The organism is Pseudonocardia kongjuensis (assembly GCF_039526905.1).
GTDB lineage: Bacteria > Actinomycetota > Actinomycetes > Mycobacteriales > Pseudonocardiaceae > Pseudonocardia > Pseudonocardia kongjuensis.
Genome location: NZ_BAAAJK010000011.1, coordinates 83,172 through 97,234 on the forward strand (window position 1 = coordinate 83,172; position 14,063 = coordinate 97,234).

11 protein-coding genes and 1 pseudogene are annotated in these 14,063 nt (G+C 73.7%); 8 read left to right on the forward strand and 4 right to left on the reverse strand.

What is annotated here, in order from left to right; all coding sequences use genetic code 11:
• Nucleotides 1-59 precede the first annotated feature (59 nt).
• Nucleotides 60-311 carry a hypothetical protein gene (locus tag ABD160_RS15565; RefSeq protein WP_344022972.1) on the reverse strand — a complete coding sequence of 84 codons (252 nt, stop codon included), beginning with the start codon at nucleotides 309-311 and terminating at the stop codon, nucleotides 60-62.
• Between the two features lie 96 nt (nucleotides 312-407).
• Here ABD160_RS15565 and ABD160_RS15570 point away from each other — a divergent pair, with 96 nt between their 5' ends.
• The 7 genes from ABD160_RS15570 to ABD160_RS15600 all read left to right on the forward strand — a co-directional run bounded on the left by ABD160_RS15570 (nucleotide 408) and on the right by ABD160_RS15600 (nucleotide 9,572).
• Nucleotides 408-1,544 carry a helix-turn-helix domain-containing protein gene (locus ABD160_RS15570; protein ID WP_344022974.1) on the forward strand — a complete coding sequence of 379 codons (1,137 nt, stop codon included), beginning with the start codon at nucleotides 408-410 and terminating at the stop codon, nucleotides 1,542-1,544.
• Between the two features lie 189 nt (nucleotides 1,545-1,733).
• Nucleotides 1,734-3,812 (forward strand): hydantoinase/oxoprolinase family protein, encoded by a 2,079-nt coding sequence (locus tag ABD160_RS15575; RefSeq protein ID WP_344022976.1) that lies wholly within the window; start codon nucleotides 1,734-1,736, stop codon nucleotides 3,810-3,812.
• The gene (locus tag ABD160_RS15580) at nucleotides 3,809-5,743 is read left to right on the forward strand and encodes a hydantoinase B/oxoprolinase family protein (protein ID WP_344022978.1); all 1,935 of its coding nucleotides are present in this window, start codon (nucleotides 3,809-3,811) and stop codon (nucleotides 5,741-5,743) included. The genes ABD160_RS15575 and ABD160_RS15580 overlap by 4 nt, the downstream gene beginning before the upstream one ends.
• Nucleotides 5,744-6,430: an SDR family oxidoreductase gene (locus tag ABD160_RS15585; protein ID WP_344022980.1), complete on the forward strand. Its 687-nt coding sequence runs from the start codon at nucleotides 5,744-5,746 to the stop codon at nucleotides 6,428-6,430. It abuts the gene before it with no gap.
• Entirely contained in the window at nucleotides 6,427-7,362 is a 936-nt protein-coding gene (locus ABD160_RS15590) for a carbamate kinase (RefSeq protein WP_344022983.1), read from the forward strand. Before ABD160_RS15585 ends, ABD160_RS15590 begins: the two co-directional genes overlap by 4 nt.
• A 24-nt stretch (nucleotides 7,363-7,386) precedes the next feature.
• On the forward strand, nucleotides 7,387-8,490 hold the full coding sequence (bar, locus tag ABD160_RS15595; RefSeq protein WP_344022986.1) for a barbiturase: 1,104 nt from the start codon (nucleotides 7,387-7,389) through the stop codon (nucleotides 8,488-8,490).
• 113 nt (nucleotides 8,491-8,603) lie between these two features.
• Nucleotides 8,604-9,572, forward strand: a complete 969-nt coding sequence (locus ABD160_RS15600; protein WP_344022988.1) for a TIGR03557 family F420-dependent LLM class oxidoreductase — start codon at nucleotides 8,604-8,606, stop codon at nucleotides 9,570-9,572.
• Between the two features lie 54 nt (nucleotides 9,573-9,626).
• On the opposite strand, the gene ABD160_RS15605 is transcribed toward ABD160_RS15600, so the two are convergent.
• The 3 genes and pseudogenes from ABD160_RS15605 to ABD160_RS15615 form a co-directional block, all read right to left on the reverse strand.
• Nucleotides 9,627-11,039 (reverse strand): APC family permease, encoded by a 1,413-nt coding sequence (locus ABD160_RS15605; protein WP_344022991.1) that lies wholly within the window; start codon nucleotides 11,037-11,039, stop codon nucleotides 9,627-9,629.
• Nucleotides 11,040-11,480: 441 nt separating this feature from the next.
• A pseudogene (mscL, locus tag ABD160_RS33335) lies at nucleotides 11,481-11,855 on the reverse strand (large-conductance mechanosensitive channel protein MscL); the annotation flags it as partial.
• A 167-nt stretch (nucleotides 11,856-12,022) separates the two neighbouring features.
• The gene (locus tag ABD160_RS15615) at nucleotides 12,023-12,733 is read right to left on the reverse strand and encodes a FadR/GntR family transcriptional regulator (protein WP_344022995.1); all 711 of its coding nucleotides are present in this window, start codon (nucleotides 12,731-12,733) and stop codon (nucleotides 12,023-12,025) included.
• Between the two features lie 49 nt (nucleotides 12,734-12,782).
• Here ABD160_RS15615 and ABD160_RS15620 point away from each other — a divergent pair, with 49 nt between their 5' ends.
• The gene (locus ABD160_RS15620; RefSeq protein ID WP_344022997.1) at nucleotides 12,783-14,009 is read left to right on the forward strand and encodes a CynX/NimT family MFS transporter; all 1,227 of its coding nucleotides are present in this window, start codon (nucleotides 12,783-12,785) and stop codon (nucleotides 14,007-14,009) included.
• Nucleotides 14,010-14,063 lie beyond the last annotated feature (54 nt).

Here is a 14,063-nt window from a genome sequence, read left to right on the forward strand (position 1 = left end):
GCGCCTGGCGCGCGTCTCCACTCCCAAGACACGGATCTTGGTCGACGTCCTCGCGCCCGTCACCCGTCGGGGTAGAGGTTGGGCCGGTCGAACCGGAGCGGCTGCTCCTCCCCGTCGACGTACCACGCAACCCACTGCCGGGTCCCGAGCTCCCCGATCCGGAACGCGGTCACCGACGCCGCGAGCACACGGTCGTCGCGCGACCGGTCCGCCGCGTACTCGCGGGCTGCCCGCTCGCTCGCATGGACGACCTCCACCGTGCCCGGGCGACCCGGATGCGTCGTATGGACGCTGAACACTCGATCTCCCACGGGAGTCCCCTCCTCGGACGGCCACGACCCGGGTAGCGTTGCGGATCGCAACGTCGGCCGGAACGGTTCGGCCGTCTACAGGCGACTACAGGGTCGGTGGAGCAGGTGCCGGAGGGCCTCGCAGGGCGGTTGCGGGCGGCCCGGGTCGAGGCCGGGGTGACCCTCGCGGCGATGGCCGGCCGCACCCACTACAGCAAGGCCCTGCTCGGTCACCTGGAGACCGGCGCGCGGGCGATCCGGCCCGAGCACGTGACCGCGTACTCGCGGGTCCTCGGCGTCTCCGTCGAACGGCTCCACGGTCCGGCTGACGACGCGCTGCGGATCGCCCACGAGTGGCTCGTCGCGGACACCCCGATGCGGGTGCAGCTTCGGGCCGGGCGCCGGGTCGGCGACGCGCTCGCCACGGAGCTGGAGCGGCGGGTCGTCGAACTGCGGCACCTGGACGACGTCGTCGGCGGGAACGATCTGTTCCCGATCGTCGCCCGCGAGCTGCGGGAGGCGCGGACACTCGTCCGCGAGAGCTGCTGCACCGAGACCACCCGTCGACGCCTGCTGACCGGCGTCGGAGAGCTGTCCCAGCTCGCCGGGTGGGCCGCCTCCGATGCCGGCCGGCACGCCGAGGCGCAACGTGTCTACCTGTCCGGGACGACGGCGGCGGCCGAGGCCGGGGACCGGGCGCTCGCCGGGCAGCTGCTGTCCTCCCTCAGCTATCAGGTCGCCACCGTCGGGGACCCGGCCGATGCGGTGCTGCTGGCCAGGACGGCGGTCGCCGGCACCCGGACGGCGCCGCCGGTGGTGCGCGCGCTGCTCCGGGAACGCGTCGCCTGGGCCACGGCCCGTGCCCGCGACCGCGACGGCGCTCGACGCGCGCTGGACGCGGCGGACGACGCCTTCGAGCAGCGCTCGCCCGGCGTCGCCGAACCGGAATGGGTCTACTGGCTCGACCGGAGCGAGATCGACGTGATGGCCGCCCGGTGCATGATCGAGCTCGGTGATCCGCGGTCGGCGGCGCCGCTGCTGGACGCGGCGATCGACGGCTATCCCCCGGACCATGCGCGTGAGGTCGCGCTCTACCTGACCTGGCTGGCCGAGTCCTACCTGGGGACGGGCGCGCTCGACGCCGGACGGGAGGCGCTCGACCGTGCCCGGCGCGCCGCGCGGGGTGTGCACTCGGCGCGCCTGGACACCAGGATCGCCGCGGTCCAGCAGCTCGCGGGCCCGCGACCCGGGTAACCCGAAGATCCACGTCGGGGAGTGCACGGGCGCCGCCGAGGCGCCCGCCGCCTGACCGGCCGGCACCGCCCCGGCACCATCGGCAGAACCTGTCAGTTGATTGCCGGGTCTTCGGCATTCCTTGCCATGTCAGCTCGGCGTGGGGGCCGGTTGAATCGGAGCCAGCGACGCGTGAGCGGGAGGAGCCCCATGACCCGGCGGATCCGGATCGGCATCGACACCGGTGGCACGTTCACCGACGTCGTCGCCTTCGACGAGGGGACGGGCGAGCTCGTCACCACCAAGACCCCCTCCACCCCGGCCAACCCGGCCGACGGGTTCCTGGCCGGGATCGACAAGGTGCTCGACCTGCTGGGGGCGACCGGCGCCGACGTCGAGGCGGTCAGCCACGGCACCACCGTCGCCACCAACCAGCTGCTGGAGGGCAAGGTCGGCCGGCTCGGCTTCGTCACCACCGCCGGTTACGAGGCCATGCTGGAGATCGCCCGCCAGTCCGTGCCGGACGGCTACGGCAACTCCTACTTCTGGGTCAAGCCGAACCGGATCGTGCCGCGCGACCTGGTGAAGGGCGTGGAGGGCCGGCTCGACCACACCGGCGCGCAGGTCCGCCCGTTCGACGAGGCGGGCGCCCGGGAGGTCGCCCGCTGGTTCCGCGACCACGGCGTCGACACCCTCGGCGTCTGCTTCCTGCACGCCTACGCCGATCCGTCGCACGAGGAGCGGATGCGGGAGATCCTCGCCGAGGAGCACCCGCGCGCCGTGGTGTCGCTGTCCAGCGAGGTGCTGCGCGAGTACCGCGAGTTCGAGCGGGCCACCACCGTGCTCGTCGACGCCGCCGTCAAACCCCGGCTGTCGGCCTACGTCTCGAACATCAAGGACCGGCTCACCCGCTACGACGACCGCGAGATCCCGTTCTACGTGATGAAGTCCAACGGCGGCGTGCTCTCCGCCGACGAGGTCGTGCACCAGCCGATCACCACCGTCCTCTCCGGGCCGGCCGCGGGCGCGCTCGGCGCCGGGCTGATCGCCCGGGAGGCCGGCTTCGACAAGGTGCTGACCTCCGACGGCGGCGGCACCTCCACCGACGTGTCGGTGGTGATCGGCGGCGAACCGACGCTGACCACCGAGGGCACCGTCGGCCGGTTCCCGTCCAAGATCCCGATGATCGACGTCGTCACGGTCGGTGCGGGCGGCGGGTCGATCGCCTGGATCTCCCCGGAGGGCACCCTGAAGGTCGGCCCGCACTCGGCGGGCGCCGATCCGGGCCCGCTCTGCTACGGCCGCGGCGGCACCGACGTCACGATCACCGACGCGCACGTGTTCCTCGGCCGGATCCCGCCGCACCTGCTCGGCGGCGAGATCCCGCTGGACGTCGAGGCGGCCCGCGCCGGGATCGAGCGCCTCGCCAAGGAGCTGGAGCTCACCCCGGAGGCGTGCGCCACCGGTGTCCTGGAGATCTCCGCCTGGAACCAGGCGAACGCGCTGCGCCAGGTCACCGTCAAGCGCGGACTGGACGTGCGCGACTTCGCGCTCACCACGTTCGGCGGCTCCGGCTCGCTGCTGCTGTGCCGGCTGGTCGACGTGCTCGGCGTGCCGACCGTGCTGGTGCCGCCGAACCCGGGCAACGTCTCCGCGTTCGGCCTGCTCACCGTCGACGTCAAGAACGACTACGTGCAGACCCACGTCGCGCTCGCCGACCGGTTGGACCCGGCCGCCGTCGCCCGGATCGTCGACGACCTGACCGGGCAGGCCGCCGCCGCGCTGACCCGGGAGGGCTTCGCCGCCGACCGGCACGGCTTCGTGCGCTCCGCCGACCTGCGCTACTTCGGGCAGGCGTTCGAGGTGCGGGTCCCGGTGCCGGACGGCCCGGTCACCGCCGCCACCCTGGACGAGGTCGCCGGGTCGTTCCACGCCGCGCACCGCGCGCTCTACGGCTACGACTTCGCCGGCGACGACGACCAGCAGGTCGAGTGGGTCAACCTGCGGGTGTCCGGGATCGGGCCGATCCGGCGCCCGGAGATCCCGCGGCACGACCTGGTCGCCGATCCGGTCGTGGCGCCGGTGGGCAGGCGCCCGGTCTGCTTCGCCGCGGCCGACGGATTCGTCGACACCCCGGTGTACCGGCGCACCGACCTTCCGCCCGGCGCGACCGTCGACGGCCCGGCGATCGTCGAGGAGTTCGGCTCCACCGTCCCGCTGCACCCGGGCTTCACCGCCCGCGTCGACGGGTTCCTGAACATCATCGTGACCCGGAAGGCCCAGTCGTGACCGGTTCCCGCCGCGCCCCCACCCAGTTCCCGTTCGGCGCCCTCACCGACGACGCCGGCGCGAGCGCCGATCCGGTGCTGGTCGAGATCGTCCAGGGCTCGCTGGCGAGCGTCGAGATGGAGGTCGAGACCGCCATCGCCCGCACCAGCCGCAGCCCGATGATCCGCGACGCGCACGACTTCCGGGCCGGCATCCACGACCGGCGGCTGCGCAAGCTCACCGGCCGCTCCTACTCGGCGCTGGTGCACCCGATCGCCCGCGAGTTCCCGCTGGAGCAGATGCGCGAGGGCGACGTCTTCTTCCACAACGACGTCTACCGCTCCGAGGGCGGCATCGGGCACCTGCCCGACCTGTGCGTCACCGTGCCGGTGTTCGCCGGGGCGGCCGGAGAGCGCCGGGTGGTCGCGTTCGTGCAGGCGTTCGGGCACCACGACGACATCGGCGGCGCGGTGCCCGGCTCGATGCCGTCGAACGCGACCAGCGTGTTCGAGGAGGGACTGATGGTGCCGCCGATCCGGCTGTGGGACGAGGGCGTCCCCAACCGGGCCGCGCTGGCGATCATGACCCGGAACTCGCGGATGCCGGAGTCGCTCTCGGCCGACCTGGACGCCGAGTGCTCCGCCTGCCTGATGGGCGCGCGCCGGCTCGGCGAGCTCTTCGACCGCTACGGGGTGGAGACCGTCGAGTCCTGCTTCGACGCGATCATCGCGCGCACCACCGAGACCTACCGCCGGGAGATCCTCGGCCGGATCCCGGTCGGCAGCTGGACCTGGGAGGACTACGCCGAGCACGACGGCGTCGACGCGCCCCGGCTGCACACCCAGCGGATCACGCTGACCCGCACCGCCGCCGACGACCCGGACGGCGAGCGCCTGATCATCGACTTCGACGGCACCTCACCGCAGGCCAAGGGGCCGATCAACCACTGCGGCGACTACTCCGACGGCGTCTTCCTGAAGAAGTGGCTCGCCCCGATCCTGCGGAACCTGGCCGACTCGCCGGAGCGGATGGCCGAGCTCGACGTCAACGAGGGCATCGTCCCGCTGATCGAGATGCGGTTCCCGCCGCCCGGGACACTGCTCACCCCGGTGTTCCCGGCCCCGACGAACGCCCGCACCTTCGTCATCCTGCGGCTGCTCGGCGTGCTCGCCGGGGTCGTCGCGAAGGCGGTCGACGGCCGGATGCCCGCCGACCAGGAGACGATCCGCTACACCGGCGTGTACGGCGAGGACGTCGACGGCCGCCCCTACCTGATGCGCGAGGTGCTCGGCGGCGGCTCCGGCGGCCGCTACTACGCCGACGGCGAGGACACCATCCACGTCGTCCCGGACTCCCGGAACCTGCCGACCGAGTTCACCGAGGCCCGGTTCCCGTTCCTCGTCGAGTCGCTGTCGCTGGCCGTCGACTCCGGCGGGCCGGGGGAGTTCCGCGGCGGCCTCGGCTACGAGAAGCACATCCGGATGCTCCGCGACGGCCACTTCATGTCGATCGCCGACCGCTCGATCCTGTCCTGCTGGGGGGTGCGCGGCGGGAAGGCCGGGCGGCCGTTCGAGGTCGTGATCGACCCGGGCGGGCCGAACGAGCGGCAGGTCGACGCGCTCGCCGACGCCGAACCCGTCGCGGCCGGCGAGATCATCCGGGTGCGCACCACCGGCGGCGGCGGCTGGGGTGACCCGCTCGCCCGCGATCCCGCCGCCGTGGTGCGGGACGTGCTGTGGCACAAGGTGTCCGCCGGGTCCGCGCTGGCCGACTACGGCGTCGTGCTGACCGGCTCGATCGACGACGACACGCTCGGCGTCGACGAGGCGGCCACCCGCGCCGAGCGGGCCGGGCGGGCCGCCTGGTCGGCGACCGACGACGCGTTCTTCGATCGCGGACCCGGCTACGCGACCCTCGCGGGCGCCGCGCACGCCGGCGTGGACCGGTTGTAGATGGGCGCCGCACAGGTGCGCATCGCGATCCCCGGGGGGAACGGGGTGACCGGCCGGGCGGTGCGGGCGGCGCTGCGCGGGCGCGGCGCCGACGCCGTCCCGCTCGGCCGGGCCGATCGGGTCCGTGACGCGGCCGCCGGCTGCGCCGCGGCGTACCTGATCGCGCCCAACATGCACCCGGACGAGCCCGCGCTGGTCGGCGGATGGCTCGACGGGCTGCGCGCGGCGGGCGTCGGCCGGGTGGTCTACCACTCGGTGGCCTCGCCGTACGTCCCGGCGATGCCGCACCACCTGGGCAAGGCCCGGTCCGAGGACCTGGTGCGCCGCTCCGGATTGCGCTGGACGATCCTGCAGCCCGGCGCCTACCTGCAGAACCTGGACCTGTCCGGGCCGGTCCGGGTGCCCTACGACGTGCACGCCCCGTTCGGTTTCGCCGACCTGGCCGAGATCGCCGAGGTCGCCGCGACGGTGCTCACCGGGCCCGGTCACGAGGGTGCGACCTACGAGCTGGCCTCGCGCACCGGCACCGTCGCACAGCTGGCCGCCGAGGCCGGGACGACCGCCGAGCGGGTGCCCGGCCCGTCCGGCCGCGGCGCCTGGTTCGACGCGATGTTCGGCTACTACGACGCGCACGGGCTGCCCGCCGGGACGCGCACCCTGGACGCGCTGCTGGGGCGGGCGTCGTGAGGGTGCTGCTGGCGCTGGGCGGCAACGCGATGACCGCCCCGGACGGCCGCGCCCGGCCGGAGGACCAGGTGGCCGCCGCGCAGGTCGCCGCGGGTGCGGTCGCCGGGCTGCTGGCCGCGGGCACCGAGGTGGTGCTGACCCACGGCAACGGCCCGCAGGTCGGGAACCTGCTGGTGAAGAACGAGCTGGCGGCCGCGGTCGTCCCGCCGGTCCCGCTGGACTGGTGCGGTGCGCAGACCCAGGGGACGCTCGGCTTCGTGCTGACCACCGCGCTGGACGCGGCACTGGCCCGGGCCGGGATCGACCGGCGCAGCGCGGCCGTCGTCACCCGCACGATCGTCGCAGGCGACGATCCGGGTCTGGTGCGGCCGAGCAAGCCGATCGGGCGCTACCTCCCGGCCGCCGAGGCGGCGGTGCTGGTCGAGCACGGCCAGCACTGGGAGGACCGCGGCGAGCGCGGCTGGCGCCGGATGGTCGGCTCGCCGGAGCCGCTGGAGATCGTCGACGGCCCGGCGGTCCGGGCGCTGGTCGACGCCGGCTTCGTCGTCGTCGCGAACGGCGGCGGGGGGATCCCGGTCGTCCGGCAGCTCACCGGCGATCTGACCGGCGTCGAGGCCGTGATCGACAAGGATCTCGGTGCCGCCCTGCTGGCCCGCACCGTGCGGGCCGACGTGCTGGTCATCGGCACCGACGTGCCGCAGGCGGTGCTGCGCTTCGGCACCCCGGACGCCGAGCCGCTCGGCGTCGTCGGGGTGGGTGCGCTGCGCGCGCACGCCGCCGAGGGCCACTTCGCGGGCGGCTCGATGGGCCCCAAGGTCGACGCGGCCTGCCGGTTCGTCGAGGCCGGCGGGACCAGGGCTGTCATCACCGATCTCGATCATCTCCCGGACGCCGCCGCGGGCGCCGCCGGGACCGTCGTCGTCCCCGACTGAAGTCCGTCAACGGAAGGAGCCGTCATGCCCGACGCCATCGAGGTGCGCAAGGTCCCGATCCACTCCGTCGCCGACGCGAGCGAGCTCGCCGCGCTGATCGACGAGGGGGTGCTGCGGGCCGAACGGGTCGTCGCGATCATCGGCAAGACCGAGGGCAACGGCGGGGTGAACGACTACACCCGGATCATCGCCGATCGCGCGTTCCGCGAGGTGCTCGTCGAGAAGGGCGCCCCCGCCGAGCAGGTCCGCGAGGTGCCGATCGTCTGGTCCGGAGGCACCGACGGGGTGCTCAGCCCGCACGCGACGATCTTCGCGACGGTGCCGCCGGAGGAGGCCACGCCGTCGGAGGAGCCGCGGCTCACCGTCGGGTTCGCGATGAGCGAGCAGCTCGCGCCGGAGGACATCGGCCGCACACCGATGATCACCAAGGTGGCGGACGCGGTGCAGGCGGCGATGAAGCGGGCCGGCATCACCGACCCGGCCGACGTGCACTACGTCCAGACGAAGACCCCGCTGCTCACCATCTCCACCATCCGCGACGCCAAGTCCCGCGGGAAGACGGTGTGGACCGAGCACACCCACGAGTCGATGGACCTGTCCAACGGCTGCACCGCGCTCGGCGTCGCCGTCGCGCTCGGCGAGATCGAGATGCCGACCGACGACGACGTGATGCACGACCGGGACCTGTACTCGGCCGTCGCGTCCTGCTCGTCCGGGGTGGAGCTGGACCGGGCGCAGGTCGTCGTCGTCGGCAACGCCCGCGGCGTCGGCGGCCGCTACCGGATCGGGCACTCGGTGATGACCGACGCGCTGGACGCCGACGGCATCTGGAACGCGATCCGCGACGCCGGGCTGGACCTGCCCGAGCGCGCGCACACCTCCGACCTGGAGGGCCGGCTGGTGAACGTGTTCCTCAAGTGCGAGGCGTCCCAGGACGGCACCGTCCGGGGCCGGCGCAACGCCATGCTCGACGACTCCGACGTGCACTGGCACCGGCAGATCAAGGCGTGCGTCGGCGGCGTGACGGCGGCGGTCACCGGCGATCCGGCGGCGTTCGTCTCGGTGTCCGCGGCGCACCAGGGGCCGGAGGGCGGCGGCCCGGTCGCCGCGATCGTCGACCTCGGCTGAGCACCGGCCGGGCACCCGACCGTGGCGGTCTCCGTGGCAGGACCGCACGGGGACCGCCACCGTGCACCGGCCCGCCGAGGCGTGACGGCGCGGATCCCGGGTAGCCCCCGGACATGCAGATCGGCTACAAGCTCTTCGCCGAGGCCTTCACACCGCAGGAGATGGTGCGCCAGGCCGTCCACGCCGAGGAAGCGGGTTTCGACTTCGTCGAGATCTCCGACCACTACCACCCGTGGCTGGAGAGCCACGGCCACTCCGGTTTCGCCTGGTCCATCCTGGCCGCGATCGCGGCCCGGACCGAGCGGATCCACCTGGCCACCGGGGTGACCTGCCCGATGATCCGCTACCACCCGGCGATCATCGCCCAGGCCGCGGCGACCACCGCGCTGCTCGCCGACGGCCGGTTCACCCTGGGTGTCGGCTCGGGCGAGCGGCTCTCCGAGCACGTGACGGGCGCGGAGTGGCCGGTCACCGGGGTGCGGCACGAGATGTTCCGCGAGGCACTGGAGATCATCCGGCTGCTCTGGTCCGGCGGCTACCGCAGCTACCGGGGCAAGCACCTGAGCATCTCCGACGCCCAGGTGTTCGACCTGCCCGATCCGCTCCCGGAGATCGCGGTCGCCGCGGGCGGGCCGAACGCCGCGCGGATCGCCGCCGAGCTGGGCGACGCGCTGTTCGTCACCGAGCCGCGCACCGACCTGGTCTCGGCCTACACCGCCGCCGGCGGCACCGGCGCCCGCTACGCCGAGGTGCCGCTGGCCTGGGCCCGCACCGAGGACGAGGCGCTCGCCGCCGCGCACGAGAAGTTCCGGTTCGGCCCGACCGGCTGGAAGGTGCAGGCCGAGCTGCCGAACGTGCGGAACTTCGAGGCCGCGACCCGGTTCGTGCGGGTCGAGGACATGGCCGACGTGTTCGGCGCCGGTCCCGACGTGGAGCGGCATCTCGCCGTCGCCCAGCAGTTCGTCGACGCCGGCTACGACCGGCTCGCGCTGATCAACGCCGGGCCCGACCCGGACGGCTTCTTCGACTTCTTCGAGAAGGAGCTGGCCGGGCGGGTACGCGAGCTGACCCCGAGCAGCTGATCCCGGGCTGCCCGGCCAGGCCGCGCGCCCGGGCCGGCCGGGCGGCCCGGTCCCTCAGCCGTCGAGCTTGGCCGGGTCCAGCGTCGTCTTCCGCACGCCCAGCCTGCGGTTGAGCAGGATCGTGATCCCGTACAGGATCAGCCCCAGCAGGAGCAGCAGGCCGGCCAGCTCGTACTGGATCGCGTCCCGACCGGAGAACGGCAGCACCAGGTAGGCGCTGGTGATCACCCCGACCACCGGCAGCCCGGGCGGCGCCCGGAAGTGGTCGGCGTCGACCCGGTCGCGGCGCAGCACCAGCACCGCGATGTTGACGATCGTGAACACCGCGAGCAGCAGCAGCGAGGTGGTGCCGCCGAGCGCGGACACCACGTCCGACTCGTCGTCCAGCGACACGTAGGTGATCAGCGCGAACGCGATCAGTGTGGTGAAGATGATCGACACCCACGGGGTGCGGCGGAACGGGTGCACCCGGGCCAGCTGCTTGGGCAGCACCGCCTGGTTCGCCATGCCGTAGAGCAGCCGGGACGCCATCAGCATGTTGATCAGCGCCGAGTTCGCGACGGCGAACATTGAGATGAACGGCAGCACCGCGTCCGCCGGGATGCCCGGCGCGCCGGCCCGGACCACCTCGACCAGCGGCGTCTCGCTCGCGGCGAGCGGGCCGACCGGCACCAGCGCGACGGCGCAGATCGCGACCAGCACGTAGATCACGCCGGTGATGGTCAGGCCGGTGAGCATGATCTTCGGGAAGATCCGCCGCGGTTCGTGGCACTCCTCGGCCATGTTCACCGAGTCCTCGAAGCCGACCATCGCGAAGAACGCCAGTGACGTCGCCGAGGTGACGGCCAGGAACACGCCCTTGTCCTCCGGGGTGTCGAACGCGACCACCCGGGCCCAGTCGGCGTTGCCGCCGGCGATCGCGAACACCCCGACCAGGATCACCAGCAGCAGGCCGGAGAGCTCGACCAGCGTGAGCACCACGTTGACCTTCACGCTCTCGCCGACGCCGCGGAAGTTGACCGCCGCGACCAGCACCATGAAGCCCAGCGCGATCAGCACGATCCCGCTGTTGCCCAGGTCGAGGCCGAAGCCCTCGTTGAGGTTCGAGGCGAACGCCCGGGACGCCGTCGACGCCGAGGTGATCCCCGAGCACATCACCACGAAGGTGACCATGAACGTCAGGAAGTGGATGCCGAACGCCTTGTGCGCGTACAGCGCGGCGCCGGCCGCGGCCGGGTACTTGGTGACCAGCTCCAGATAGGAGAACGCGGTGACCATCGCGACCGCGAAGGCCACCAGGAACGGCAGCCACGCGGCCCCGCCGACCTCCTCGGCGACCTGGCCGACCAGGGCGTAGATCCCGGTGCCGAGGATGTCGCCGACGATGAACAGCAGCAGCAGCTTCGGGCCCATCACCCGCCGCAGGGCGGGCGGGTCCTCCCCGGTCCTCGTGGTGGCCTCGGCCATCGGTCCCGCCCCCCTCCCGCGGATGGACCCACGTCCACCGCGACCGGGTCAGCCTGGTCGCCCTCTGTCACCGTGTCGAATCGAAACCGTTTCGTCGCGATCTCGTTCGGTCCCGCGGAACGGGTCCCGCGGAACGGGTCCCGCGGAACGGGTCCCGCGGAACGGGTCCCGCGGAACGGGTCCCGCGGAGCGGGCCCCGCGGTCGGCCCCGCGGTGCGGCCGCGGTCAGCCGCGGTGCCGGGACCGGCGCGGCGCGTCCGGCGGGTACGGCGCCGCCGGCCGGCCCGGCGGGACCGGCTGGGTGTGGGGGACCGGCTGGCCCTGGGGGACCGGCTGGCCCTGCGGGACCGGCTGGCCGTGCGGCGGCCACGGCCCGGCCGGTGCCGGTGCTGCTGTCGCAGTCGCAGTCGCTGCCAGGGCGCGCTCGCGCTCCCGCTCGGCCTGCTCCTTGAGCAGGTCCCGGATCTCGGCGAGCAGCTCGCTGTCGGTCTTCGGGGTCTGCTCGTCGGCCTTCTTCCGGCGCTCCTGCAGCCACTTCATCGGGAAGACGACCAGGAAGTAGATCACCGCGGCGGTGATCATGAACTGGATCATCGCGTTGAGGAACGCGGCGTAGTCCAGCCGGACCTCGTCGGTGAGCGGGATGGTGCCGGGCGGGACGGCGTTCTCGCCGCCGGAGAACAGCCGCAGCAGCGGCTCGAGGAACGACGTCGTGAACGCCGTGACCACGGCGGTGAAGGCGGCGCCGATGACGACGGCGACCGCGAGATCGATGACGTTCCCGCGCAGCAGGAACTCCTTGAAACCCTTCAGCACGCCGGCGCACTCCTCGATCGTTCGGGGTGAAATCGCGTCCGGCGAGGCAGGCTAACCGCGGTGCGGCCCCGGGTGCCGGGCGCCCGCGCCGTCCGCCGTCGTCGCTCGGCGGGGTGGATCGCCGGCTCGGTGAGCGGTGGCCGGGCGGGCCGCGTCCGCCCGGTGGCTCAGCCCCGGCGGTCGATCAGCCGCTCCAGGAAGTCGCCGGCCTCGCGGGCGGCGCGCTCCACGTCGCCGGCCTCGATGGCCTCGACGATCCCGGTGTGCGACACGTCGTCGTCGGTGCCGACGGTGCTGGGCATCGTCGTCACGACACTGCCCGCGACCGCCTCGACGACGCCGCGGTACAGCTCGACGAGCAGGCTGTTGCCCGAGCAGCGCACGACGGCGAGATGGAAGTCGGTGTCGGCCCGGGCGGCGCGTTCCAGCTCGGCCGTGCCCGGCTCGGTGCCGCTGCGGGTGGCCGCGGCGACCGCCTCGACGGCGACGTCCCGGTCGGCGAGCGAGCGGCGCAGCAGCGCCAGGTCCTCGTCGGTGCGCCGGGCGGCGGCCAGCCGGGCCGCCTCGACCTCCAGGGTCCGCCGGACCTCCAGCACCTCACGCAGCTCCGGCCCGCACAGCGTGCGCAGCGCGCCGGACAGCTCCGAGGTCGCCCGCACGTAGGTGCCGTCGCCCTGCCGCACCTCCAGCAGGCCGCCGTGGGCGAGCGCGCGGACCGCCTCGCGGACGGTGTTGCGGCCGACCTCCAGCCGCGCGGTCAGCTCGGCCTCGGCCGGGATGCGGTGACCGACCGGCCACTGCCCGGACGAGATGGCGTCCCGGATCTGGGCGATGACCTGGTCGACCAGGCTGCCGCGACGTGCTGTGACGAGAGGCACCGGGACATCCTTTCATCCGAACATCCTACGTCTGTAACAATATCGTTTCGTGAGCATTGCTGATCAGGGGACCCGGGCCGGGGAGACGAACACCACCGGCCGGGCCGCGTCGCACCGGACCGGGGCGCTGGTCGGCACCCCGCTGCTGGTCGTCGGCGTGGCGCTGGCCGCGACCAACCTGCGTCCCGCCGTCACCAGCATGGCATCGGTGCTCGGCGAGGTGCGGGACGGTCTCGGTGCCTCCGCACCGTGGACCGGGCTGCTCACCGCGGTGCCGACCATCTGCTTCGGCCTCGCCGCGATCGTCGCCCCGCTGCTCGGCCGGCGGCTCGGGGTGGCCAGGGCGATCGGCGTCGCGCTCGCCGTGCTCACCGCGGGGCTGGTGCTGCGGGTGGTCGACGGGCCCTGGGTGGTCCTCGGGGGGACGTTCATCGCCGCCTCCGGCATCGCGATCGGGAACGTGCTGATCCCGGTCGTGGTGAAGGAGTCCTTCCCGCACGCCGTCGGCCGGGTGACCGGCATCTACACCGCGGCGCTCGCGGCGGGCGGCGGGCTCGGCGCCGCCTTCACCCCGATGCTGGAACCGCTGCTCGGCTGGCGCGGCGCGGTCGGCGCCTGGGCGGCGCTGTCCGCGGGCGCGCTGGTCGTCTGGGCGACCGGTGCCCGGCACGGCGCCGCGGCCCCGGTCCGGACCGCCGGGGTGCAGCGGCGGTCGATGCTGCGCCGCCCGCTGGCCTGGGCGCTCACCGCCTTCTTCGGGCTGCAGGCCTGCGTCGCCTACGTCGCGATGGGCTGGCTGTCCGAGCTGTTCGTCTCCGAGGGCATCCCGCGCACCACCGCCGGGCTGATGCTCGCGCTGATCAACGTCATCGGGATCCCGCTGAGCTTCCTCATCCCGCCGATCGCGCTGAACCGCAGCTCGCAGTCCGGCTGGATCGTCGGGCTGGCGTTCTGCTCGCTCGCCGCGATCGTCGGGCTCGCCGTCGCCCCCGCGGCGGCGCCCTGGTTGTGGACGGTGCTGCTCGGCGTCGGGATGGCGGTCTTCCCGCTCGGCCTCGGCCTGATCGCGCTGCGCACCCGGGAGACCGCGGAGACGACCGACCTGTCCGCGATGGCGCAGGGCTTCGGTTACCTGCTCGGCGCGGCCGGCCCGTTCCTGTTCGGCATGCTGCACGGGATCACCGGGACCTGGACGGCGTCGCTGGCGCTGCTCGCCGCGGTGATCGTCGCCGAGATGATCCTGGGCTGGGTGGTCGGCCGGCCCCGCTTCGTCTGACGCCCGCCGGGACGCCCGGTCCGGCGTCCGTGCGGCGCAAAGTCGGTGGTGGGC